Origin of the sequence: Pseudocitrobacter corydidari, from assembly GCF_021172065.1 — a bacterium.
Classification (GTDB): domain Bacteria; phylum Pseudomonadota; class Gammaproteobacteria; order Enterobacterales; family Enterobacteriaceae; genus Pseudocitrobacter; species Pseudocitrobacter corydidari.
The window spans coordinates 3,375,993-3,401,672 of the sequence record NZ_CP087880.1; the positions used below are offsets into that span (position 1 = coordinate 3,375,993).

The window sequence follows — 25,680 nt, forward strand, 5'->3', positions numbered from 1 at the left end:
GCACGATTACATCATGCCGCCCATACCGCCCATGCCGCCCATACCGCCAGCAGCACCTAAATCAGGCGCGTCGCCTTTCGGCAGGTCGGTGACCATGCACTCGGTGGTGATCATCAGGCCCGCAACGGACGCCGCGTACTGCAGAGCAGAACGAGTTACTTTGGTTGGGTCCAGGATACCGAAGTCGATCATGTTGCCGTATTCTTCAGTTGCGGCGTTGTAACCGTAGTTACCTTCACCCGCTTTAACCGCGTTAGCAACAACAGACGGTTCTTCACCGGCGTTGGTCACGATTTGACGCAGCGGAGCTTCCATTGCGCGCAGCGCAACTTTGATACCCACGTTCTGGTCTTCGTTCTGAGCAGTCAGGCCAGCCAGTTTCGCTGCAACACGAACCAGCGCCACACCACCACCAGCAACCACGCCTTCTTCTACCGCCGCACGGGTCGCGTGCAGGGCATCGTCAACGCGTGCTTTTTTCTCTTTCATTTCAACTTCGGTAGCAGCACCGACTTTGATCACTGCAACGCCGCCTGCCAGTTTCGCAACGCGTTCCTGCAGTTTTTCGCGATCGTAGTCAGAGGTCGCTTCTTCGATCTGTTTGCGGATCTGAGCAACACGGCCCTGGATCGCAGACTCTTCACCCACGCCATCGATGATGGTGGTGGTGTCTTTGTTGATAACAACGCGTTTCGCCTGACCCAGATCTTCCAGGGTGGTTTTTTCCAGTTCCATACCGATCTCTTCAGAGATAACGGTACCGCCAGTCAGGGTTGCGATATCCTGCAGCATAGCTTTACGACGGTCGCCGAAGCCCGGTGCTTTAACCGCAGCCACTTTCACGATACCGCGCATGGTGTTAACCACCAGGGTCGCCAGCGCTTCGCCTTCAACGTCTTCAGCGATGATAACCAGCGGTTTGCCTGCTTTCGCAACGGCTTCCAGAACGGGCAGCATTTCGCGGATGTTGGAGATTTTTTTGTCAGCCAGCAGGATGAACGGGCTTTCCAGTTCAACAGCACCGGTGTCCGGTTTGTTGATGAAGTACGGAGACAGGTAGCCACGGTCGAACTGCATACCTTCAACCACGTCCAGCTCATCTTCCAGACCGGTACCGTCTTCAACGGTGATCACGCCTTCTTTACCGACTTTGTCCATCGCTTCAGCGATCAGTTTACCTACGGTTTCGTCGGAGTTAGCGGAGATGGTACCTACCTGAGCGATAGCTTTGGAGTCAGAGCACGGTACGGAGAGCGCTTTCAGCTCTTCAACAGCAGCCTGAACCGCTTTATCGATACCACGTTTCAGGTCCATCGGGTTCATACCCGCAGCAACAGCTTTCAGGCCTTCAGTGATGATGGACTGAGCCAGTACGGTCGCGGTGGTGGTACCGTCGCCTGCAGCGTCATTCGCTTTAGAGGCAACTTCTTTCACCATCTGCGCGCCCATATTTTCGAATTTGTCTTCCAGCTCGATTTCACGCGCTACGGAAACACCATCTTTGGTGATGGTCGGCGCACCGAAGGATTTGTCGAGAACCACGTTACGGCCTTTCGGGCCCAGGGTTACTTTAACTGCGTCTGCCAGTACGTTTACGCCGCGCAGCATTTTCACACGAGCGTCGTTACCGAATTTTACGTCTTTAGCTGCCATTATCTTTATTCCTTAAATTCGTATGTTCAGTGTCGTTCGCGGATTACGCTTCAACAATTGCCAGAATGTCGCTTTCGGACATGATCAACACTTCTTCGTTGTCGATCTTCTCAGATTTCACGCCGTAGCCATCGTTGAAAATAACGATGTCACCAACTTTAACGTCCAGCGGCTGCACAGTCCCGTTTTCCAGGATGCGACCCTTACCGACAGCGATGATTTCGCCACGAGTTGATTTTGCTGCTGCAGAACCGGTCAGAACGATGCCGCCAGCAGATTTCGTTTCAACTTCTTTACGTTTGACGATCACACGATCATGTAACGGACGAATACTCATTGATAGCTCTCCTTTGAGAAAGTCTTTATCAGTTATGGGTGACGCCGGGCCGCGATCGGTTTTCCGGCTAGTGACCAGAGAGATGGGGATGGGCCATTCCCCCTTCAAGGGGGAAGTCGAAAAAAATTTCAGAAAAAATTGCGAGTGCTGCGAAACGGCAATCTTCATCGCAAAGCAGCGTAAATTGCTTGCGTTTCAGCCAATAACGGTTGTGTTACTATCCCCTTCTTTACGAATGCCGGGACGCGGTCATGAGTGGTCTGAAACAAGAGCTGGGGTTGGCTCAGGGTGTAGGTTTACTTTCAACTTCATTGTTGGGAACCGGCGTCTTTGCGGTTCCTGCACTGGCGGCGTTAGTTGCCGGGGGCGATAGCCTGTGGGCGTGGCCCGTTTTGATTATTCTTGTCTTTCCCGTGGCCATTGTTTTCGCCATTCTGGGCCGTCACTTCCCCAGCGCAGGCGGCGTGGCGCACTTTGTCGACATGGCGTTTGGACCTCGTCTGGCGCGCGTGACCGGCTGGCTGTTCCTTTCGGTTATTCCCGTTGGTCTCCCTGCGGCGTTGCACATCGCCACCGGTTTTGGTCAGGCGCTGTTTGGCTGGCACGACAGCCAGTTGTTGCTGGCGGAGCTTGGCACGCTGGCGATTGTCTGGTGGTTGGGCTCGCGCGGGGCAAGTTCCAGCGCCAACCTGCAAACGCTGGTTGCGGTACTCATCGTGGCACTCATTGCCGCCATCTGGTGGTTTGGCGATATTCGCCTGGGCGAAATCCCCTTCCCGCCCGTCACGCAAATTGCACCCGACCATTTGTTCTCAGCGCTCTCCGTGATGTTCTGGTGCTTCGTCGGGCTGGAAGCATTCGCCCATCTGGCCTCTGAATTTAAAAATCCTGAGCGCGATTTCCCGCGCGCACTGATGATTGGCCTGCTGCTCGCGGGTACGGTTTACTGGGCCTGTACAGTGGTGGTGCTGCACTTCAACGCCTATAACAGCGAACTGGCGGCCGCCGCCTCGCTGCCCACTATCGTGGTGCAACTCTTTGGCGTTCAGGCGTTGTGGGTTGCCTGCGTGATAGGCTATCTCGCCTGCTTTGCCAGCCTGAATATTTACATTCAGAGCTTCGCGCGCCTGGTCTGGACGCAGGCGCAAAATAAGCCCCAGAGCCCGCTGTCGCGCCTGTCGAAAAAGCAGCTTCCCGTTAATGCGCTGAACGCGGTATTAGGCTGCTGCGTGATCAGCACGCTGGCGATTTTCTGGCTCGATATCAACCTTGATGCGCTGATCGTCTACGCCAACGGCATCTTTATTGTTATCTACTTGCTGTGCATGCTGGCCGGTTGCCGATTGCTGAAGGGGCGTTATAAGGCGCTGGCGGTGACGGGCGCGTTGCTTTGCGTTGTTTTGCTGGCGATGGTGGGGTGGAAGTGTTTGTATGCGGTGGTGATGCTGGCGGTATTCTGGCTGTTCCTGCCAAAAAGCAGTGGCGCGTAAACCGCGCCACTTCGGAATCGATTAGCGGTCGTCTTTGTGATCCAGACGGTCGCGCTCTTCGTCTTTACGCTGATATTCACCATCAAATGTCTGCCCGCCATCGTTGCTGGCGCTGAACCCGCCGCCCGGCATACGCGAGAAGTGCAAATGCGGCAGCAGTTTCATGGTCAGATGTTTTTGCACTGGAGGCAGCAGAAGCAGCAGGCCGAGGAAGTCAGTAAAGAACCCTGGCAGCAATAACAACAGCCCCGCCAGAATCAGTGAAACGCTTTTCACCATCTCCGCCGCCGGACTTTCTCCCGCTTCCATTTTCTGCTGCATCAGCACGAAGTTCTTGAAGCCCTGGTTACGCACCAGCGACATACCAATCACGGAAGTAAAGATGACCAAAACTAAAGTGAGCAGGACGCCAAAAACATGGGCGACCTGAATAAAAATCGATATCTCTATGTAAACATAAAGAAAAATAGCAATAAACGGTATCCAGCGCACTGGCTTCTCCTGTAAATCGCGGATGTCGTCGCATCCACGTAAAAATTTTGCTGCTGTCACCCGGTATAAATGGTGGCGACCTGTCATTTTTCAATCAGACAGGCGAGAAATTTTTGTCAGCAATGCTTAAGCGGTGACCCATTTCACAAATCAATAAATCTTATAAGAATCGCCTCACAATAAGTGATCAAGATTACTGTAATTCGCTATTATCAGCATATGATCACGGGCACCGGGTCGATTAAGGACATAATCGTCGGCCAGAAAATACGCATAACCTCGTAAATTCTGCGTATTTGGTGAATTCATTGGCAGATTGCAAAAGAAGGTTCACATGCTAAACAACATTCGTATCGAAGAAGACCTGTTAGGTACAAGGGAAGTCCCTGCGGACGCGTACTATGGCGTTCATACTCTGAGAGCGATTGAAAACTTCTACATCAGCAACAGTAAAATCAGTGATATCCCTGAGTTTGTTCGCGGTATGGTGATGGTGAAGAAAGCCGCTGCGTTGGCAAACAAAGAACTCCAGACCATTCCAAAAGGCGTTGCTAACGCGATTATTGCGGCGTGTGATGAAGTCCTGAACAACGGCAAATGCATGGATCAATTCCCGATTGACGTCTACCAGGGCGGCGCGGGCACATCCGTTAACATGAACACTAACGAAGTGCTGGCGAATATTGGCCTCGAACTGATGGGACATCAGAAAGGCGAATATCAGTATCTGAATCCGAACGATCATGTTAACAAATGTCAGTCCACTAACGACGCCTACCCAACCGGCTTCCGCATCGCGGTGTACACGTCAATCGTTAAACTGGTGGACGCGATTCATCAGTTGGGCGAAGGCTTCCAACGTAAAGCGGTAGAGTTCCAGGACATCCTGAAAATGGGTCGTACCCAGTTGCAGGATGCGGTGCCGATGACCCTCGGCCAGGAATTCCACGCATTCAACGTGCTTCTTAATGAAGAGACCAAAAACCTGCTACGTACCGCTGAACTGCTGCTGGAAGTTAACCTCGGCGCTACGGCTATCGGTACGCGCCTGAACACCCCGGACGGCTACCAGCAGTTGGCAGTGCAGAAACTGGCGGAAGTCAGCAACCTGGCGGTGGTTCCGGCGGAAGACCTGATTGAAGCGACGTCTGACTGCGGTGCTTACGTGATGGTTCACAGCTCCCTGAAACGCCTGGCTGTGAAGATGTCCAAAATCTGTAACGACCTGCGCCTGCTCTCTTCAGGCCCGCGCGCCGGTCTGAACGAAATCAACCTGCCGGAATTGCAGGCGGGCTCTTCTATCATGCCAGCGAAAGTTAACCCGGTAGTGCCAGAAGTGGTCAACCAGGTGTGCTTCAAAGTCATCGGTAACGACACCACGGTGACGATGGCTTCCGAAGCCGGTCAGTTGCAGCTGAACGTGATGGAGCCAGTGATTGGCCAGGCAATGTTTGAGTCTATCCACATCCTGACCAACGCCTGCTACAACCTGCTGGAAAAATGCGTCGATGGCATCACCGCCAACAAATCGGTTTGCGAAGGCTACGTCTACAACTCCATCGGGATTGTGACCTACCTGAACCCGTTCATTGGCCACCATAACGGTGACATCGTCGGTAAGATTTGCGCTGAAACCGGTAAGAGCGTGCGTGAAGTGGTTCTGGAGCGCGGCTTGCTCACGGAAGCTGAGCTGGACGATATCTTCTCGGCACAAAACCTGATGCACCCGGCTTACAAAGCGAAACGCTATACTGATGAAAGCGAACAGTAACAGTAGCGGTTAAGATACAAGGGGCATGTCAGCGATGACATGCCCTTTTTGCTTTTTATGATTTACCAACCTACAACATTCTAATATCAACTTGTAAACACAAGGAAGGCTAATATGTTTGGTGCAGAGCTCGTTATTGTCCTGCTTGCGATTTATCTCGGAGCAAGGCTCGGCGGTATCGGCATTGGTTTTGCCGGTGGCTTCGGCGTTCTTATCCTCACCCTTTTATTTCAAATTAATCCTGGCGCAATTCCGTTCGATGTTATTGAAATCATCATGGCGGTTATCGCAGCTATCGCGGCCATGCAGGTTGCCGGGGGGATGGATTACCTCGTGAGCCTGGCGGAGCGTATGCTGCGCCGTCATCCGAAGTACATCACCTTCCTCGCGCCGCTGGTCACCTGGTTTATGACCATTCTGGCCGGGACCGGGCATACCGCGTTCTCTACGCTGCCGGTTATCACCGAAGTGGCGAAGGAGCAGGGTATTCGCCCGTCTCGTCCGCTCTCTATCGCCGTTGTCGCGTCACAGATTGCGATCACCGCGTCCCCTATCTCCGCTGCCGTCGTTTTCTTTGCCGGTATTCTGGAGCCGATGGGCGTAAGCTATCTGACGCTGCTGGCTATCTGTATTCCGGTCACGCTGATTGCCGTCATGATCACCGCCTGCGTGTGTAACTTCCTCGGCTGCGAACTGAAAGACGACCCGGTTTATCAGGAACGTCTGGCTAAAGGTGAAGTGAAACTGCGCGGAAGCCAGGTCTTCAAACTGAAACCACATGCGAAACGCTCCGTTCTGCTGTTCCTGATAGGTATCGTTGCAGTGATGTTCTATGCCACCGCCATCAGCGACACGGTTGGCCTGATTCAGAACCCGGTACTGCCACGTAACGAAGCGATTGTGGTCTTCATGCTGACTATCGCCACGCTGATTTGCTTTACCTGCAAAATCGATACCGGTGAAATCCTCAATGCCAGCACCTTTAAATCCGGTATGAGCGCCTGCGTGTGCGTACTGGGTGTGGCATGGCTGGGTGATACTTTCGTCAAAGCGCATATCACCGATATCCAGGAAGTTGCGGGTGACCTGCTGCACAACTACCCATGGCTGCTGGCCGTGGTGCTGTTCTTCGCGGCTACTCTGCTCTACTCCCAGGCGGCAACCACTAAAGCACTGATGCCTGCGGCGCTGATGCTGGGTGTTACCCCGCTGACGGCGATTGCGTCCTTTGCTGCGGTGTCTGCGCTGTTCGTTCTGCCAACCTACCCAACCCTGCTTGCGGCGGTTGAAATGGATGACACCGGCTCAACGCGTATCGGTAAATACGTCTTTAACCACGCCTTCCTGGTGCCAGGCGTCATTGCCATCGCCCTGTGCGTCATCTTAGGTTTCATCTTCGGCGGGATCATGCTGTAAGTAAAAAACCTTAAACCCGGGCCGCTATGCGGCCCGATTCGCGCCTTCCCTCCGCCACACCGTGCTATAGTTGCCTCTTTCACCGATACGAGGTTGATGATGAGCACTACCGATGCTGTTGTTGTTCTCTGTACTGCCCCGGATGAAGCGACTGCCCAGGATTTAGCAGCCAAAGTACTGGCGGAAAAACTTGCCGCCTGCGCAACGATTATTCCCGGCGCGACGTCGCTTTATTACTGGGAAGGAAAGCTGGAGCAGGAGTACGAAGTGCAGATGGTCCTCAAAACCAATCTGACCCATCAGCAGGCGCTGCTCGATTGCCTGAAGTCTCATCACCCGTATCAGACGCCGGAATTATTGGTTTTACCCGTTACTCACGGAGACAGCGATTATCTCTCATGGCTCAACGCATCCTTACGCTGATCCTGCTGCTGTGCAGCACATCTGCCTTTGCCGGTCTGTTCGACACTCCTGGCCGCTCTAACTTTGTTCCGGCGGACCAGGCATTCGCTTTCGATTTTCAGCAGAATCAACAGGATCTCAACCTCACCTGGCAGGTAAAAGAGGGCTACTACCTCTATCGCCAGCAAATTAAAGTCGTGCCCAGTCAGGCTCAGGTATCACCGCTGACGCTGCCCGCCGGGCTGTGGCATGAAGATGAATTTTACGGCAAGAGCGAGATTTATCGTCAGCATCTGACCGTACCGGTGACGATTAACCAGGCATCTCAGGGTGCGACGCTGACGATAACCTATCAGGGCTGTGCCGACGCGGGATTCTGTTACCCACCAGAAACCCGGACCGTCCCTCTGAGCGCCGTAGCAGCGACGTCCGCCCCTGTTGAAACGTCTGCACCTGCCAGCGCGGGTTTGCCCTTCTCTGCGCTCTGGGCGCTGCTCATCGGCATAGGCATTGCGTTCACGCCCTGCGTGCTGCCGATGTATCCGTTAATCTCGGGGATCGTGCTGGGCGGTAAACAGCGCCTCTCCACGGCGCGCGCGCTACTGCTGGCGTTTATCTACGTGCAGGGGATGGCGCTGACCTATACCGCGCTGGGGCTGGTTGTCGCCGCCGCAGGTATGCAGTTCCAGGCCGCGTTGCAGCATCCGTACGTGCTGATTGGTCTCTCTGCGGTGTTTATCCTGTTGGCGCTCTCGATGTTTGGCGCGTTCTCGCTGCAACTGCCGTCGTCTGTACAGACGCGATTAACGCTGATGAGCAATCGCCAGCAGGGCGGTTCGCTGGGCGGGGTTTTCGCGATGGGCGCGATTGCCGGGCTGATCTGCTCGCCGTGCACCACCGCGCCGCTGAGCGCCATCCTGCTCTACATCGCGCAAAGTGGTAACCTTCTGTTGGGCGGCGGTACGCTTTATCTGTATGCGCTGGGGATGGGTCTGCCGCTGATTCTGGTCACCGTCTTCGGCAACCGCCTGCTACCGAAAAGTGGGCCGTGGATGGCGCATGTCAAAACGGCTTTTGGCTTTGTGATCCTCGCATTGCCGGTATTCCTGCTGGAACGCGTTATTGGCGACGTGTGGGGGCTACGTTTGTGGTCGCTGCTCGGCGTCGCATTCTTCGGCTGGGCCTTTATCACCAGCCTGGGCGCGCAAAAACCGTGGATGCGACTTGGGCAGATTATCCTGCTCGCCGCCGCGTTAATCAGCGTGCGTCCATTACAGGACTGGACCTTCGGCAACACGGCAACAGTACAGGAACGCTCGCATCTGAACTTTACTAAAGTCAGCAGCGTCGAAGAACTCACCCAGGCACTGGCGAAAGCCAAAGGTCAGCCTGTAATGTTAGACCTGTACGCCGACTGGTGCGTGGCCTGCAAAGAGTTTGAGAAATACACATTCAGCGATCCACAGGTTCAACATGCGCTGAGCAACACGGTATTGTTGCAGGCGGATGTCACCGCCAACAGTGCACAGAACGCCGCGTTGCTGAAACATTTAAACGTACTGGGCCTGCCCACCATCCTCTTTTTCGATAAAGAGGGGCAGGAACAGCCGACACAACGGGTAACCGGCTTTATGGATGCTGCTGCATTCAACGCACATTTGCGCGATCGCCAACCGTAGACAACACTTTAGACGGGAAAAACCGTTGGGAACGAAGGAGAACACCGTGCAACGTGAAGATGTCCTGGGAGAAGCCCTACATTTACTTGAGATCAGAGGGATAGCCAGCACTACGCTTGAGATGGTTGCCGAACGTGTTGATCGTCCACTCGACGAGCTAAGACGCTACTGGCCGGACAGCGAGGCGCTGCTTTATGACGCCTTACGTTATCTCAGCCAGCAGGTGGATATCTGGCGCCGTCAACTGATGCTGGATGATGAACTGACCGCTGAGCAAAAATTGCTGGCGCGCTATAACGCCCTGACGGACTGCGTCAGTAATCAGCGTTATCCGGGCTGCCTGTTTATCGCCGCCTGTACGTTTTATCCGGACCCGGACCACCCGATCCATCAACTGGCGGATCAACAGAAGCAAGCGGCATATACGTTCAGCCACGAGCTGCTGACCCAACTGGAAGTCGATGACCCGGCAATGGTGGCAAAACAGATGGAACTGGTACTGGAAGGCTGCCTGAGCCGAATGCTGGTGAATCGTAGCCAGGTGGATGTCGATACCGCGCATCGTCTGGCAGAAGATATTCTGCGCTTTGCACAGTGCCGCCAAGGCGGTGCACTGACGTAATTCGGATTTCTGGTCCTTTCGTATACGCATATAATTCCGCCAACATGGATATGTAAAAGGGAATTATATGCGCCTGCTTCACCACGCCACACTTGCCAGTCTTTTCGTTATACCATTTTTTGCCAATGCCATAAGTGGCCTTACTTTCAGCCATAAAGACTGGGAACTCGCCTGCGACAACACTGGCACCTGCCGCGCTGCGGGCTATGGTGATAACGTCAGTGCATTACTGACGCGTCGAGCGGGTATATCCCCTGATACCAGAATAGAGGTGACTTTTTCCCAACGAGAACAAGGGCAATCCCCCATCTCCACTGCCGTGCTTTTTATTAATAATCAAAAACAAAGGCCGCTTACTCCTGTTTCTGATGGCTATTTTTTGCTGGGAAGTGACATCAGGTCTGACTTTATTCGGGCATTACAACAAAATGATGTGATTGAATTTGAAGCCGACGGCGAACGTAAAATACTCTCTCTGGCAGGATCTGATGCCGTACTACTGAAAATGGATGCGTTCCAAAAACGTATTAATACTGAAAGCGCCCTGCTTAAGCCAGGAGCTGACAACAGTTTCGAAACACTCCCCGAATCTCCCATACCGCTTATCGCGACACGCCCCGTTATCTCATCGCCGAAAATGACACCATTAACGGCAATACAGCTTCAAAATATCCAGTCACAGCTTCAACTGACACCAGAGATGAACTGTAGCGGGCCGACAGAGGGGGGCAAAAACCGCTATTACGCCATTCCGGTTGATAAAAGTCATACGTTAATTCAAACAGCGTGTTTCGATATCTCCCGTTACGCCATGTGGCTAACTAACTCCACACTAACAGCCCCTCCGCAGTTGATTACCAACGATGCAAGCGGCTATGAGGATGGAGAGATAAGAAAATTTGCCGAGCCGATACAGATCTGGCGCTGGACCGGAAAAACGTTTGCATTAACCGAAGAATACCGCAGCGGTGGTCGGGGAACCTTCTCTGTTAACGGAGTCTGGACGCTGCCCACGTTCGTGAGCTATGTCCGCACGCAACAAGACATCGACAAAGATAATGCCGCGCTAAAGTCCCTTTATGATGCCATCAATAAAGAAAAAGCGATTAACCCAGAACTGAATCTGAAGAAAGTTTCCGACCAGTTTCCATTAATGGGGCAGGCTACGGATTTCTCAGTGCAAAGCATCGATGAACAAGGTAATCCATTACCCGATCAAAAACCCTCAGCAGAAATCAGTGACGATGAATGGCAGGCCTTTAAACAATCTCCTGTCGAAGGAGTTTCCGAAAATGGGCGAACTGACTATGTGTTGGTTGATTTAGATGGTGACGGAAAACGCGATCTCATTATTGACTGTTACGCTGGTGGTACGGGGCTTTTCAGTTACACGGGCGTACTAAAACGCGGAGATAAGTCGTTTTATGCGGTTAATAGCACTGACGATGAAAACGTCTACGTAGCAGGTGCGTTGTTCTCGGAACCCGGACGTGGTGCTAACCAGTGGAGCCAATGGGTACGCATAAACGGCCAGGTTTATGCGCTCTGGTATAACGGCCAGTTTGGCGAAGATAACCTTTATCTACTGCGGCCTTTTAGCAACGAAGAAAAAGTTCCTGCTGTGACGATTCGTTATCGCTATGCATTAGAAATAATGAAAGCCGACAGCAAAGAACTCCCGGCAATCAGTGATACAGACCGCAAAGGCCTGTTGAAATCTCTCGCCCGGATGCAGGACCATCTCATTAAAGATATGCCCTCAAATCAACCTCCTGCTGCTATATGCCCAATTCCACCAAACACGTCTGCCGCAGATGCTGATAACTACCGCTTTGGAGAGCCACTGCATTACACCTTTGAACGTGTTGCCGTCATTCCTGTCTGGTTGAATAACAACTGTTACATAGGCACCGTTGCCAGCCATCACGGTTACTACCAAAAAGGTGTAGATGCAGAAATAATTATCAACTCCCCGAGACAAGAAGACAGTTTTATCCCAGGCTATTCGCTTACAGGTAAACGGCATGTCACCGCCATCCAAAGCGGCTGGAAACAGCGGGAAGGTGATATGGGAGTGATGTAATTTTCCACAATAATGGTCCAGAACTGCACAAACTGCCGCAAAGATAAGCAACTAGACAGCGAAACGTGAAATTGAGTTGACGAGATGTGCAGATTACGGTTTAATGCGCCCCGTTGCCCGGATAGCTCAGTCGGTAGAGCAGGGGATTGAAAATCCCCGTGTCCTTGGTTCGATTCCGAGTCCGGGCACCACTATTTAAAGAACCCAGCCTATGGCTGGGTTTTTGCTTTTCTGGGGTTTGTACACCACTCTTCCTGCTTTCCAGCCTTTCCGTTTTTAAATCATTGCTGTAATCCACGAGACGCGTTTTAATCAGTTGGGTGTTGTTCTGGGGCAGGTATCGTTAAAATGTCGTCAGGAAGAGGTTATGCGCGCTGTGTTGCCCGGTGGCGCTTGCGCTTACCGGGCCTACGGGTTCGTGCCATTCGGTGGGGGAGGTTATTCTTTTGTAGGCCGGATAAGGCGCAGCCGCCATCCGGCGTTGTTTTTCGCTCCAGCGCAAAAAGGCCATCCTTTCGGATGGCCTTCTGCTTTATTTGATGCCTGGCAGTTTATGGCGGGCGTCCTGCCCGCCACCCTTCGGGCCGTTGCTTCGCAACGTTCAAATCCGCTCCCGGCGGATTTGTCCTACTCGGGAGAGCGTTCACCGACAAACAACAGATAAAACAAAAGGCCCAGTCTTTCGACTGAGCCTTTCGTTTTATTTGATGCCTGGCAGTTCCCTACTCTCGCATGGGGAGACCCCACACTACCATCGGCGCTACGGCGTTTCACTTCTGAGTTCGGCATGGGGTCAGGTGGGACCACCGCGCTAGTGCCGCCAGGCAAATTCTGTTTATTAACCCGCTTATCGCCGGTCAATTTAATCTGTTATCAAGCTGAAACTGATGTCTGTCTTCCGCCAAAACATCTTCGGCGTTGTAAGGTTAAGCCTCACGGTTCATTAGTACTGGTTAGCTCAATGCATCGCTGCACTTACACACCCAGCCTATCAACGTCGTCGTCTTCAACGTTCCTTCAGGACTCTTAAAGAGTCAGGGAGAACTCATCTCGGGGCAAGTTTCGTGCTTAGATGCTTTCAGCACTTATCTCTTCCGCATGTAGCTACCGGGCAATGCCATTGGCATGACAACCCGAACACCAGTGATGCGTCCACTCCGGTCCTCTCGTACTAGGAGCAGCCCCCCTCAATTCTCCAGCGCCCACGGCAGATAGGGACCGAACTGTCTCACGACGTTCTAAACCCAGCTCGCGTACCACTTTAAATGGCGAACAGCCATACCCTTGGGACCTACTTCAGCCCCAGGATGTGATGAGCCGACATCGAGGTGCCAAACACCGCCGTCGATATGAACTCTTGGGCGGTATCAGCCTGTTATCCCCGGAGTACCTTTTATCCGTTGAGCGATGGCCCTTCCATTCAGAACCACCGGATCACTATGACCTGCTTTCGCACCTGCTCGCGCCGTCACGCTCGCAGTCAAGCTAGCTTATGCCATTGCACTAACCTCCTGATGTCCGACCAGGATTAGCTAACCTTCGTGCTCCTCCGTTACTCTTTGGGAGGAGACCGCCCCAGTCAAACTACCCACCAGACACTGTCCGCAACCCGGATCACGGGTCTACGTTAGAACATCAAACATTAAAGGGTGGTATTTCAAGGTTGGCTCCATGCAGACTGGCGTCCACACTTCAAAGCCTCCCACCTATCCTACACATCAAGGCTCAATGTTCAGTGTCAAGCTATAGTAAAGGTTCACGGGGTCTTTCCGTCTTGCCGCGGGTACACTGCATCTTCACAGCGAGTTCAATTTCACTGAGTCTCGGGTGGAGACAGCCTGGCCATCATTACGCCATTCGTGCAGGTCGGAACTTACCCGACAAGGAATTTCGCTACCTTAGGACCGTTATAGTTACGGCCGCCGTTTACCGGGGCTTCGATCAAGAGCTTCGCGTTGCCGCTAACCCCATCAATTAACCTTCCGGCACCGGGCAGGCGTCACACCGTATACGTCCACTTTCGTGTTTGCACAGTGCTGTGTTTTTAATAAACAGTTGCAGCCAGCTGGTATCTTCGACTGATTTCAGCTCCATGAGTAAATCACTTCACCTACATATCAGCGTGCCTTCTCCCGAAGTTACGGCACCATTTTGCCTAGTTCCTTCACCCGAGTTCTCTCAAGCGCCTTGGTATTCTCTACCTGACCACCTGTGTCGGTTTGGGGTACGATTCAATGTTACCTATAGCTTAGAGGCTTTTCCTGGAAGCAGGGCATTTGTTACTTCAGCACCGTAGTGCCTCGTCATCACGTCTCAGTGTTAACAGAAGTCCGGATTTACCTAAACTTCCCACCTACACGCTTAAACCGGGACAACCGTCGCCCGGCCAACATAGCCTTCTCCGTCCCCCCTTCGCAGTAACACCAAGTACAGGAATATTAACCTGTTTCCCATCGACTACGCCTTTCGGCCTCGCCTTAGGGGTCGACTCACCCTGCCCCGATTAACGTTGGACAGGAACCCTTGGTCTTCCGGCGAGCGGGCTTTTCACCCGCTTTATCGTTACTTATGTCAGCATTCGCACTTCTGATACCTCCAGCATGCCTCACGACACACCTTCAACGGCTTACAGAACGCTCCCCTACCCAACAACACTTAGTGTCGCTGCCGCAGCTTCGGTGCACAGTTTAGCCCCGTTACATCTTCCGCGCAGGCCGACTCGACCAGTGAGCTATTACGCTTTCTTTAAATGATGGCTGCTTCTAAGCCAACATCCTGGCTGTCTGAGCCTTCCCACATCGTTTCCCACTTAACTGTGACTTTGGGACCTTAGCTGGCGGTCTGGGTTGTTTCCCTCTTCACGACGGACGTTAGCACCCGCCGTGTGTCTCCCGTGATAACATTCTTCGGTATTCGTAGTTTGCATCGGGTTGGTAAGTCGGGATGACCCCCTAGCCGAAACAGTGCTCTACCCCCGAAGATGAGTTCACGAGGCGCTACCTAAATAGCTTTCGGGGAGAACCAGCTATCTCCCGGTTTGATTGGCCTTTCACCCCCAGCCACAAGTCATCCGCTAATTTTTCAACATTAGTCGGTTCGGTCCTCCAGTTAGTGTTACCCAACCTTCAACCTGCCCATGGCTAGATCACCGGGTTTCGGGTCTATACCCTGCAACTTAACGCCCAGTTAAGACTCGGTTTCCCTTCGGCTCCCCTATTCGGTTAACCTTGCTACAGAATATAAGTCGCTGACCCATTATACAAAAGGTACGCAGTCACCTAACAAGTAGGCTCCCACTGCTTGTACGTACACGGTTTCAGGTTCTTTTTCACTCCCCTCGCCGGGGTTCTTTTCGCCTTTCCCTCACGGTACTGGTTCACTATCGGTCAGTCAGGAGTATTTAGCCTTGGAGGATGGTCCCCCCATATTCAGACAGGATACCACGTGTCCCGCCCTACTCTTCGAGTTCACAACATGTGCATTTTGGTGTACGGGACTTTCACCCTGTATCGTGCGACTTTCCAGACGCTTCCACTAACACACATGCTGATTCAGACTCTGGGCTGCTCCCCGTTCGCTCGCCGCTACTGGGGGAATCTCGGTTGATTTCTTTTCCTCGGGGTACTTAGATGTTTCAGTTCCCCCGGTTCGCTTCATTACGCTATGTATTCACGTAATGATAGTGTGACGAATCACACTGGGTTTCCCCATTCGGAAATCGCCGGTTATAACGGTTCATATCACCTTACCGACGCTTATCGCAGATTAGCACGTCCTTCATCGCCTCTGACTGCCAGGGCATCCACCGTGTACGCTTAGTCGCTTAACCTCACAACCCGAAGATGTTTCGTAAAACACCATCGTGTTGCGAAAATTTGAGAGACTCGAACACACTTAAATAGTGTGTCGTTTCAATTTTCAGCTTGATCCAGATTTTTAAAGAGCAAATATCTCAAACAAGACTTAACAGTCTGTTTTGAGATATGACGGTCGGCGACTTTCACTCACACATACCAGCAAGTGGCGTCCCCTAGGGGATTCGAACCCCTGTTACCGCCGTGAAAGGGCGGTGTCCTGGGCCTCTAGACGAAGGGGACACTGAAGTCTCAATCGCAAGACGCCTTGCTATTTACTTTTCATCAGACAATCTGTGTGGACACTTCAAGGAACGGTTCTTTAAGGTAAGGAGGTGATCCAACCGCAGGTTCCCCTACGGTTACCTTGTTACGACTTCACCCCAGTCATGAATCACAAAGTGGTAAGCGCCCTCCCGAAGGTTAAGCTACCTACTTCTTTTGCAACCCACTCCCATGGTGTGACGGGCGGTGTGTACAAGGCCCGGGAACGTATTCACCGTAGCATTCTGATCTACGATTACTAGCGATTCCGACTTCATGGAGTCGAGTTGCAGACTCCAATCCGGACTACGACATACTTTATGAGGTCCGCTTGCTCTCGCGAGGTCGCTTCTCTTTGTATATGCCATTGTAGCACGTGTGTAGCCCTACTCGTAAGGGCCATGATGACTTGACGTCATCCCCACCTTCCTCCAGTTTATCACTGGCAGTCTCCTTTGAGTTCCCGGCCTAACCGCTGGCAACAAAGGATAAGGGTTGCGCTCGTTGCGGGACTTAACCCAACATTTCACAACACGAGCTGACGACAGCCATGCAGCACCTGTCTCACGGTTCCCGAAGGCACCAAAGCATCTCTGCTAAGTTCCGTGGATGTCAAGAGTAGGTAAGGTTCTTCGCGTTGCATCGAATTAAACCACATGCTCCACCGCTTGTGCGGGCCCCCGTCAATTCATTTGAGTTTTAACCTTGCGGCCGTACTCCCCAGGCGGTCGACTTAACGCGTTAGCTCCGGAAGCCACGCCTCAAGGGCACAACCTCCAAGTCGACATCGTTTACAGCGTGGACTACCAGGGTATCTAATCCTGTTTGCTCCCCACGCTTTCGCACCTGAGCGTCAGTCTTCGTCCAGGGGGCCGCCTTCGCCACCGGTATTCCTCCAGATCTCTACGCATTTCACCGCTACACCTGGAATTCTACCCCCCTCTACGAGACTCAAGCTTGCCAGTTTCAAATGCAGTTCCCAGGTTGAGCCCGGGGATTTCACATCTGACTTAACAAACCGCCTGCGTGCGCTTTACGCCCAGTAATTCCGATTAACGCTTGCACCCTCCGTATTACCGCGGCTGCTGGCACGGAGTTAGCCGGTGCTTCTTCTGCGAGTAACGTCAATTGCTGTGGTTATTAACCACAACACCTTCCTCCTCGCTGAAAGTACTTTACAACCCGAAGGCCTTCTTCATACACGCGGCATGGCTGCATCAGGCTTGCGCCCATTGTGCAATATTCCCCACTGCTGCCTCCCGTAGGAGTCTGGACCGTGTCTCAGTTCCAGTGTGGCTGGTCATCCTCTCAGACCAGCTAGGGATCGTCGCCTAGGTGAGCCGTTACCCCACCTACTAGCTAATCCCATCTGGGCACATCCGATGGCAAGAGGCCCGAAGGTCCCCCTCTTTGGTCTTGCGACGTTATGCGGTATTAGCTACCGTTTCCAGTAGTTATCCCCCTCCATCAGGCAGTTTCCCAGACATTACTCACCCGTCCGCCACTCGTCAGCAAAGCAGCAAGCTGCTTTCTGTTACCGTTCGACTTGCATGTGTTAGGCCTGCCGCCAGCGTTCAATCTGAGCCATGATCAAACTCTTCAATTTAAGTTTGATGCTCGTGAATTAAACTTCGTAATGAATTACGTGTTCACTCAGAGACTTGGTATTCATTTATCGTCTTGCGACGTTAAGAATCCGTATCATTGAGTGCCCACACAGATTGTCTGATAAATTGTTAAAGAGCAGTGCAACGCGGCGTGAAGCTCACCGTTGCGAGGTGCGCATAATACGCTTTCCTCTTTCAGAGTCAACCCTGAATTTCAGGATTTTTCTCTTCAACCGAAGCGGCTGTTTGTGTGAAGTGATTCACATCTGCCGTGTCAGTGGGAGCGCATTATAGGGAGTTCTCGTGAGGCTGCAACCCTAAATATGCGGTAATTTTACCGACTGCTGAAATCCACAGCAAAACCCCGTTTTATACCAATTTACACACAGAGTTATCCACAGAAGGGAGAGTTTTCTTGTCGTTCGGTCTCCGCTTATGCGATCGTTATGCGATAAAAGAGATCCTTTTCGTACTCTATATAGAAGAAACCCAACCTCGTGGTTGGGCTTTGCGTTTCGGGATCGCTGGGCTAGAGCAAGATCTCATCCTCATTAAGCAGATTCTCCAGGCTGTCCAGCTCCTGGCGCAATAGACTTCGGTTCGATAACTTGTTCTGCGCCGCAACCGGCAGGTCCGTGATACTGAGAATGCCTTTACTGGTCAGTACATAGATCAAGTCTTCCAGCACGCGAACCAGTTCAAGATCGCTTTTTTGCAGCCCGGCAAGCAGCGCCTTCTGATGGTTTTCCCAGTGAGTGATTTCAAGCGTGGCTTGTTCAGATTCTCCAGTCATTCCTTCAAACGGTTGAGTATCTACCCGCACCAGTGTTCCCCGGGGATTACGTTGTAAGTAATACATCTTATCTCCTGAAAGAGTAGCGCCACGTGAGTAACGTGGCGCTGGGTCGGGTTAGATAACGATACTGCTATTGTCGGGATCGGTCAGTAAGCTACTTATGACCATCGCGCTGTGGTTTTCAACAGTGATGCTCATCGTCGCACCACTATTTTGCATCTGCCCCACAGTATTGATTTCAATTAAAGCGTTCCCTTTGCCATCATCACTGACCCTAATGTAGTCGGCGAGATTATCAATGCTATCACCCAGAAGATCACTCAGGTCGATACGATCCCCTTGCTCAATATTAAAGTCTTTAATAATGTCATGACCATCATCACCTTTAAGCCAGGTGAAAATGTCACTGCCAGAGCCTCCGGTCAAAGTATCGTTGCCAGTGCCTCCAAAAAGCGTGTCATTGCCCTCTCCTCCCTGAAGGATATCATCACCACCACCGCCAAAAATAAGATCATTTCCCGCACCACCAACAAGAATATCATTGCCATCGCTTATGCTGGAGGTATTAAACTCATGGCTATTCTCAGTAATATATTTTTGAATCTGCTCAAGCGTGACAGTGCTTTCTCCCATTTTACCGGCAACATAATCAACAAAACTCGCGTAATCGTTAGCCCCATCACCAAGAATAATATCATCGCCAGAGCCGCCATATAATGTGTCGTCACCCTCCCCGCCAACTAAGACATCATTGCCACCGCCACCATAAAGGATATCGTTACCGCGCCCCCCAAACAAAACATCATCGCCACCATCATCACGTGATATATCGAATAATTCAGGGTGTTCAGAAATATATTGGTGTATATGGGATGTGGTCAGTGAGCCGGAAGATATACCCACTTCTGCCGAGATAAATTCTTTTATTGCACCAAAACCGTTACCACTGATGCCCTTAAATTCTACCGTATCGCCAAACAGAATGTCGTTTCCTGATTGACCATGCACGATATCTTCAGCCCCAGGTAAGCGGACATCATCCTTACCTAAAATGGCTTCAGCGAGCTCATCAGCGCTTATGCCTGCCTGGACATTACCATTAGAGTCATAATCGATAAGATCACTAGCATCAATCCCCTTATTGATACCAATAGCTTCAACTGTCCCGCAAACCCCGAGTAATAATGCAAAAGATTGCTGAGAGCCGCCAATAACGTTTGAATTGGTCGAACTGTTAGCATTCCCGTCACCAAATGTTCCGGAAATCTTGTATCCTCCGCTGCCATCTGAGACTACTTTCCCTATAACATTTTTGGAGTTGTTTCCGGTAGACCACTCATAAACATTGCCATCTTTATCAATAACTTCACGAGAACGATTGTTAATTTCCATATAAACGGAAGTACCCGCCGTGTAATTGATGCTAGTTATATCAAGATAAACTGTGCTGTTCGCACGGGAGTCCACATCGATTACCGTAAGTCCTGTATTATGGATAGTAGGCTTACCGTCAGTAATGAAATAGGTCAGGTTCTTGCTACTTTCCGTGCTTACATTAGAAAACCATTCGGCCGCACTCTCGAAAGCAGCACCGTAGTTTGTACTACCGCCACTGCTCATTTTGCTCATCTGGGTAAAAAGATCATTCAAAGTCTGGTTTCTTTCTGACTCAGACATATTCGGGGAAAAAGTAACGTCATAGGCAAACTGCACCTTTGCATCAAAATCAACCAATAAGATATTCAGTGTACCGGAACTAGCATTTGCCGTACCGCTCGCGAGCGTACTGAAGACAGTTTTTAATGAATTAATAATCGCACTGATATCAGTTTTACTTACGCTACCAGAAGTATCAACCAAGAAAGCAATATTGTAGTCCTGCCCCGGTTGCGGTTGTAAGCCTTCAATATCACTGATTATCACATTACTTGCCCCGTCTTCCGCAGTGATATTATCATCTCCAGAGGTGCCTAATTTATCCCTCACAGTTTCAACATCAACAGTACGATCTGCATATGCAGATGCTGTATTACCTGCAATATCGGAGATAGTGATATTAGCTTGAACCGTTGGGTCATTAACCAACTCTGCAGTGTTGACTTTCAGTTCCCAAACTAATTTTCCCCCAACCTCCGTCAAGGCCACGTTTTCGTACGTTTTCCCATTAACAATGAGTGTAATTGTATCCGCTGCAGTGGCCTCACCTGTAACATATCCAGTAATTGTTGTGGTTGGCTCATTTTGTCCTTGCCAATGATTGGTCTCCGCAGTACTCAAGAAGTCATCACCAGTAATGGGATCAATAATAATGTTGACGACAGGTAGGGTCGTATCGCGGATCACCCCCGTGCTGTCCGTCCCGTCGTCGGCGTTACCTGCCCGGTCATACCCCACCACGCTGGCCTCCACCTTCGTGCCATCCTGCAGCAGCACGGTCGGCACCTTCACTGACCAGGTCAGATCCGCATTCACCGTCGCCGTAAAGGTCTGGTCACCGATGGTTATCTGCACCTCATCCCAGCGCACCACGTCTTTTCCTGTCACCGTCCCGGTCAGCAGCGTCTCATCCATCTCGCTTTCTGCCTGGTTGATATAGCCATCGCCGGTCACCGCATCGATATCAAGGGTCACTTCCGGCCCGGTCACATCGCGGATCACCCCCGTGCTGTCCGTCCCGTCGTCGGCGTTACCTGCCCGGTCATACCCCACCACGCTGGCCTCCACCTTCGTGCCGTCCTGCAGCAGCACGGTCGGCACCTTCACTGACCAGGTCAGATCCGCATTCACCGTCGCCGTAAAGGTCTGGTCACCGATGGTTATCTGCACCTCATCCCAGCGCACCACGTCTTTTCCTGTCACCGTCCCGGTCAGCAGCGTCTCATCCATCTCGCTTTCTGCCTGGTTGATATAGCCATCGCCGGTCACCGCATCGATATCAAGGGTCACTTCCGGCCCGGTCACATCGCGGATCACTCCCGTGCTGTCCGTCCCGTCGTCGGCGTTACCTGCCCGGTCATACCCCACCACGCTGGCCTCCACCTTCGTGCCATCCTGCAGCAGCACGGTCGGCACCTTCACTGACCAGGTCAGATCCGCATTCACCGTCGCCGTAAAGGTCTGGTCACCGATGGTTATCTGCACCTCATCCCAGCGCACCACGTCTTTCCCTGTCACCGTCCCGGTCAGCAGCGTCTCATCCATCTCGCTTTCTGCCTGGTTGATATAGCCATCGCCGGTCACCGCATCGATATCAAGGGTCACTTCCGGCCCGGTCACATCGCGGATCACTCCCGTGCTGTCCGTCCCGTCGTCGGCGTTACCTGCCCGGTCATACCCCACCACGCTGGCCTCCACCTTCGTGCCATCCTGCAGCAGCACGGTCGGCACCTTCACTGACCAGGTCAGATCCGCATTCACCGTCGCCGTAAAGGTCTGGTCACCGATGGTTATCTGCACCTCATCCCAGCGCACCACGTCTTTCCCTGTCACCGTCCCGGTCAGCAGCGTCTCATCCATCTCGCTTTCTGCCTGGTTGATATAGCCATCGCCGGTCACCGCATCGATATCAAGGGTCACTTCCGGCCCGGTCACATCGCGGATCACTCCCGTGCTGTCCGTCCCGTCGTCGGCGTTACCTGCCCGGTCATACCCCACCACGCTGGCCTCCACCTTCGTGCCATCCTGCAGCAGCACGGTCGGCACCTTCACTGACCAGGTCAGATCCGCATTCACCGTCGCCGTAAAGGTCTGGTCACCGATGGTTATCTGCACCTCATCCCAGCGCACCACGTCTTTCCCTGTCACCGTCCCGGTCAGCAGCGTCTCATCCATCTCGCTTTCTGCCTGGTTGATATAGCCATCGCCGGTCACCGCATCGATATCAAGGGTCACTTCCGGCCCGGTCACATCGCGGATCACTCCCGTGCTGTCCGTCCCGTCGTCGGCGTTACCTGCCCGGTCATACCCCACCACGCTGGCCTCCACCTTCGTGCCATCCTGCAGCAGCACGGTCGGCACCTTCACTGACCAGGTCAGATCCGCATTCACCGTCGCCGTAAAGGTCTGGTCACCGATGGTTATCTGCACCTCATCCCAGCGCACCACGTCTTTCCCTGTCACCGTCCCGGTCAGCAGCGTCTCATCCATCTCGCTTTCTGCCTGGTTGATATAGCCATCGCCGGTCACCGCATCGATATCAAGGGTCACTTCCGGCCCGGTCACATCGCGGATCACCCCCGTGCTGTCCGTCCCGTCGTCGGCGTTACCTGCCCGGTCATACCCCACCACGCTGGCCTCCACCTTCGTGCCATCCTGCAGCAGCACGGTCGGCACCTTCACTGACCAGGTCAGATCCGCATTCACCGTCGCCGTAAAGGTCTGGTCACCGATGGTTATCTGCACCTCATCCCAGCGCACCACGTCTTTCCCTGTCACCGTCCCGGTCAGCAGCGTCTCATCCATCTCGCTTTCTGCCTGGTTGATATAGCCATCGCCGGTCACCGCATCGATATCAAGGGTCACTTCCGGCCCGGTCACATCGCGGATCACCCCCGTGCTGTCCGTCCCGTCGTCGGCGTTACCTGCCCGGTCATACCCCACCACGCTGGCCTCCACCTTCGTGCCATCCTGCAGCAGCCCGGTCGGCACCTTCACTGACCAGGTCAGATCCGCATTCACCGTCGCCGTAAAGGTCTGGTCACCGATGGTTATCTGCACCTCATCCCAGCGCACCACGTCTTTCCCTGTCACCGTCCCGGTCAGCAGCGTCTCATCCATCTCGCTTTCTGCCTGGTTGATATAGCCATCGCCGGTCACCGCATCGATATCAAGGGTCACTTCCGGCCCGGTCACATCGCGGATCACTCCCGTGCTGTCCGTCCCGTCGTCGGCGTTACCTGCCCGGTCATACCCCACCACGCTGGCCTCCACCTTCGTGCCATCCTGCAGCAGCCCGGTCGGCACCTTCACTGACCAGGTCAGATCCGCATTCACCGTCGCCGTAAAGGTCTGGTCACCGATGGTTATCTGCACCTCATCCCAGCGCACCACGTCTTTCCCTGTCACCGTCCCGGTCAGCAGCGTCTCATCCATCTCGCTTTCTGCCTGGTTGATATAGCCATCGCCGGTCACCGCATCGATATCAAGGGTCACTTCCGGCCCGGTCACATCGCGGATCACCCCCGTGCTGTCCGTCCCGTCGTCGGCGTTACCTGCCCGGTCATACCCCACCACGCTGGCCTCCACCTTCGTGCCATCCTGCAGCAGCCCGGTCGGCACCTTCACTGACCAGGTCAGATCCGCATTCACCGTCGCCGTAAAGGTCTGGTCACCGATGGTTATCTGCACCTCATCCCAGCGCACCACGTCTTTCCCTGTCACCGTCCCGGTCAGCAGCGTCTCATCCATCTCGCTTTCTGCCTGGTTGATATAGCCATCGCCGGTCACCGCATCGATATCAAGGGTCACTTCCGGCCCATTGATATCAAAAGTTACCTTCGTCATATCCTTCGCGCTTGCCTCGTTCCCGGCGTCATCCCTGATGGTGATGCTCCCGTTCACTTCCGGATCCGCCAGCAGGTCGCTGGTTTTCACCTCCGTGCTCCACGTCAGGTCCTCACGAACCACAGCCTCATACGGATTACCGTTCACTTCCAAATGCACCACATCGCCCGCTTTCGCGTCGCCGCCCACGGTGCCGCTGACGGTGGTGTTCTCCGCCTTCGCTTCCCCGGCGTTGATCCAGCCGTCACCCGCAATCACGTCAATATCCAGCGTCACGCTGATATCCATGTCCACTTTCACCGGCTCAACCGCTGTGGCGGTCGCCTCGTTCCCGGCTTGATCAGTAATGGTAATGGTGCTGTTCACTTCCGGGTCTGCCAGCAGGTCCGCAGTTTTGACCTCGGTGCTCCACGTCAGGTCCTCACGAACTACAGCCTCATACTGATTACCGTTCACTTCCAGATTCACCACGTCGCCCGCTTTGGCATCCCCGCCCACGGTGCCGGAAATTACTGTGTTCTCTGCCTTCGCCTCTTCAGCGTTAATCCAGCCATCGCCACCAATCGTATCAATCGTGACCTCAACGCTCAGCGCCGCCTGCCCAACGCTACTCTGCGCACTCGCCGTGGCTTCATTACCGTTGTCATCGCGCGTGGTGACGCTGGCCTGCACATCGCCCGAGGCAAGCAGGTCGCTGGTATTCACATTCACTGACCAATTGCCATCTGCCTGCACGATGGTCTGATAATGATGGCCATTGACCGTCACCGTGACCACATCACCAGGGCGAACGTCGTGCCCCGTCTTACCACTGACAGCAGTGGTTTCCTGCATTGCTTCACGCATATTAATAATATTGTCGCCGGCGATGGCATCAATGGTAATACTGGCTTCAGGAAGGACTGGGGGAACGGGAGGCTCTGGCGTAATAATGGGGTCATCATCGGTATCGTTGACGTCCTGGTCTGTTTCCAGCAACGTCTCCTCTTCCAGCGGCCCCGGGAACGTGGCGTCAATGCCGTCCGTGGGGTATCCCGCCGTGGGGTCGAGGATTTGCCCGGTCAGGTCCAGCACGACGTGCGTATGCCCCTCACCACCGTCCCCCGCCTCACCCGTCGCTGAGGAGGTAACCGGGTTACCCGCAGCGGTAGCTTCAAGCACCTGTGAGGGGTCAGCACCTTCCGCAATCGCCTGTTGGGCAGCCGCTAAATCCTGCGGCGGCGAGCTCTCTGCTGATGTCGTTACCGTGGTGTCATCACCCCAATGGCTTGCCCTGCCAAGATCCAGATTTTTACCATTCGGCAAGGTCACGGTAACTGCGCCCTGCTCGGTCACAATCTGTTCGCCGCGCATCACCTGCTCACCTTCTGTCGCCTGACGGCGGGTACCATCTGAGGCAACAATCCAGGCTTGCCCTATAATTGCTTTGATTGTTCCAATAACCGTTGACATGGCATCTCTCCTTGGGGTGTTAATTCCGTATCATTTTAAAAATTTATTTATTTCCTCTTATATATTCAGGAAACAAATGATAAGGTTATCTTTATAGTTCATGTTAATCATTAACAGACTATATTCAGACCAGTAATTCAAATATATATATTCAGACCTGCATGAGTAATAATATGTTTTTATTATTTTTGTAAAACAGCGTATTTAATCGCTCGAACTCTTTCGCAATTGGTTTATCTTAGCTGCCAATCAGGATATTC

Annotated in this window: 13 protein-coding genes, 2 tRNA genes and 3 rRNA genes; 8 read left to right on the plus strand and 10 right to left on the minus strand. The window is 53.0% G+C overall.

Annotation, left to right across the window (positions count from 1 at the left end; translation table 11 throughout):
- Positions 1-6 precede the first annotated feature (6 nt).
- Both groL and G163CM_RS15785 read right to left on the minus strand, forming a co-directional pair.
- Complete coding sequence (gene groL / locus G163CM_RS15780; protein ID WP_015966238.1) at positions 7-1,653, minus strand: chaperonin GroEL; 1,647 nt, start codon at positions 1,651-1,653, stop codon at positions 7-9.
- A 43-nt stretch (positions 1,654-1,696) separates the two neighbouring features.
- Positions 1,697-1,990 carry a co-chaperone GroES gene (locus tag G163CM_RS15785; RefSeq protein WP_003855929.1) on the minus strand — a complete coding sequence of 98 codons (294 nt, stop codon included), beginning with the start codon at positions 1,988-1,990 and terminating at the stop codon, positions 1,697-1,699.
- A 251-nt stretch (positions 1,991-2,241) separates the two neighbouring features.
- Here G163CM_RS15785 and yjeH point away from each other — a divergent pair, with 251 nt between their 5' ends.
- Positions 2,242-3,480, plus strand: coding sequence for an L-methionine/branched-chain amino acid transporter (gene yjeH / locus G163CM_RS15790; protein ID WP_231825586.1), 1,239 nt, complete (start codon positions 2,242-2,244; stop codon positions 3,478-3,480).
- A 21-nt stretch (positions 3,481-3,501) separates the two neighbouring features.
- Here yjeH and G163CM_RS15795 read toward each other — a convergent pair whose 3' ends face one another.
- Positions 3,502-3,972, minus strand: coding sequence for an FxsA family protein (locus G163CM_RS15795; RefSeq protein WP_015966240.1), 471 nt, complete (start codon positions 3,970-3,972; stop codon positions 3,502-3,504).
- Between the two features lie 334 nt (positions 3,973-4,306).
- On the opposite strand from G163CM_RS15795, the gene aspA reads away from it, so the two are divergent.
- From aspA to G163CM_RS15830, 7 genes are all read left to right on the plus strand, one after another.
- The gene (gene aspA, locus G163CM_RS15800; protein ID WP_231825587.1) at positions 4,307-5,743 is read left to right on the plus strand and encodes an aspartate ammonia-lyase; all 1,437 of its coding nucleotides are present in this window, start codon (positions 4,307-4,309) and stop codon (positions 5,741-5,743) included.
- A gap of 114 nt (positions 5,744-5,857) precedes the next feature.
- Entirely contained in the window at positions 5,858-7,159 is a 1,302-nt protein-coding gene (locus tag G163CM_RS15805; protein ID WP_015966242.1) for an anaerobic C4-dicarboxylate transporter, read from the plus strand.
- 99 nt (positions 7,160-7,258) lie between these two features.
- Positions 7,259-7,582, plus strand: a complete 324-nt coding sequence (cutA, locus tag G163CM_RS15810; RefSeq protein ID WP_015966243.1) for a divalent cation tolerance protein CutA — start codon at positions 7,259-7,261, stop codon at positions 7,580-7,582.
- Positions 7,558-9,240: a protein-disulfide reductase DsbD gene (locus G163CM_RS15815; protein WP_231825588.1), complete on the plus strand. Its 1,683-nt coding sequence runs from the start codon at positions 7,558-7,560 to the stop codon at positions 9,238-9,240. The genes cutA and G163CM_RS15815 overlap by 25 nt, the downstream gene beginning before the upstream one ends.
- A gap of 46 nt (positions 9,241-9,286) precedes the next feature.
- Entirely contained in the window at positions 9,287-9,862 is a 576-nt protein-coding gene (locus G163CM_RS15820) for a transcriptional regulator (RefSeq protein WP_231825589.1), read from the plus strand.
- 67 nt (positions 9,863-9,929) lie between these two features.
- Complete coding sequence (locus tag G163CM_RS15825) at positions 9,930-11,945, plus strand: DUF1176 domain-containing protein (protein WP_231825590.1); 2,016 nt, start codon at positions 9,930-9,932, stop codon at positions 11,943-11,945.
- Between the two features lie 115 nt (positions 11,946-12,060).
- A tRNA-Phe gene (locus tag G163CM_RS15830) sits at positions 12,061-12,136 on the plus strand.
- Positions 12,137-12,288: 152 nt separating this feature from the next.
- Here G163CM_RS15830 and G163CM_RS15835 read toward each other — a convergent pair.
- From G163CM_RS15835 to G163CM_RS15865, 7 genes are all read right to left on the minus strand, one after another.
- A complete protein-coding gene (locus G163CM_RS15835; protein ID WP_231825591.1) occupies positions 12,289-12,447 on the minus strand; it encodes a hypothetical protein in 159 nt (52 codons plus the stop codon).
- 207 nt (positions 12,448-12,654) lie between these two features.
- A 5S ribosomal RNA gene (gene rrf / locus G163CM_RS15840) occupies positions 12,655-12,770 on the minus strand.
- Between the two features lie 97 nt (positions 12,771-12,867).
- A 23S ribosomal RNA gene (locus G163CM_RS15845) occupies positions 12,868-15,774 on the minus strand.
- A 192-nt stretch (positions 15,775-15,966) separates the two neighbouring features.
- A tRNA-Glu gene (locus G163CM_RS15850) sits at positions 15,967-16,042 on the minus strand.
- 85 nt (positions 16,043-16,127) lie between these two features.
- Positions 16,128-17,669: ribosomal RNA gene (locus G163CM_RS15855) — 16S ribosomal RNA — on the minus strand.
- Together the 16S, 23S and 5S rRNA genes with 1 tRNA gene alongside form the textbook arrangement of a ribosomal RNA operon.
- A 530-nt stretch (positions 17,670-18,199) precedes the next feature.
- Complete coding sequence (locus G163CM_RS15860) at positions 18,200-18,529, minus strand: tryptophan synthase subunit beta (RefSeq protein WP_231825592.1); 330 nt, start codon at positions 18,527-18,529, stop codon at positions 18,200-18,202.
- Between the two features lie 51 nt (positions 18,530-18,580).
- The gene (locus tag G163CM_RS15865; RefSeq protein ID WP_231825593.1) at positions 18,581-25,420 is read right to left on the minus strand and encodes a retention module-containing protein; all 6,840 of its coding nucleotides are present in this window, start codon (positions 25,418-25,420) and stop codon (positions 18,581-18,583) included.
- Between the last annotated feature and the right edge of the window lie 260 nt (positions 25,421-25,680).

What these genes read in the sequence shown, in the direction of transcription:
- G163CM_RS15865 (WP_231825593.1), bottom strand. Translation starts at nt 25,420, where the DNA reads ATGTCAACGGTTATTGGAACAATCAAAGCAATTATAGGGCAAGCCTGG.
- yjeH (WP_231825586.1), top strand. Translation starts at nt 2,242, where the DNA reads ATGAGTGGTCTGAAACAAGAGCTGGGGTTGGCTCAGGGTGTAGGTTTA.
- G163CM_RS15825 (WP_231825590.1), top strand. Translation starts at nt 9,930, where the DNA reads ATGCGCCTGCTTCACCACGCCACACTTGCCAGTCTTTTCGTTATACCA.
- G163CM_RS15805 (WP_015966242.1), top strand. Translation starts at nt 5,858, where the DNA reads ATGTTTGGTGCAGAGCTCGTTATTGTCCTGCTTGCGATTTATCTCGGA.
- G163CM_RS15785 (WP_003855929.1), bottom strand. Translation starts at nt 1,990, where the DNA reads ATGAGTATTCGTCCGTTACATGATCGTGTGATCGTCAAACGTAAAGAA.
- cutA (WP_015966243.1), top strand. Translation starts at nt 7,259, where the DNA reads ATGAGCACTACCGATGCTGTTGTTGTTCTCTGTACTGCCCCGGATGAA.
- aspA (WP_231825587.1), top strand. Translation starts at nt 4,307, where the DNA reads ATGCTAAACAACATTCGTATCGAAGAAGACCTGTTAGGTACAAGGGAA.
- groL (WP_015966238.1), bottom strand. Translation starts at nt 1,653, where the DNA reads ATGGCAGCTAAAGACGTAAAATTCGGTAACGACGCTCGTGTGAAAATG.
- G163CM_RS15860 (WP_231825592.1), bottom strand. Translation starts at nt 18,529, where the DNA reads ATGTATTACTTACAACGTAATCCCCGGGGAACACTGGTGCGGGTAGAT.
- G163CM_RS15815 (WP_231825588.1), top strand. Translation starts at nt 7,558, where the DNA reads ATGGCTCAACGCATCCTTACGCTGATCCTGCTGCTGTGCAGCACATCT.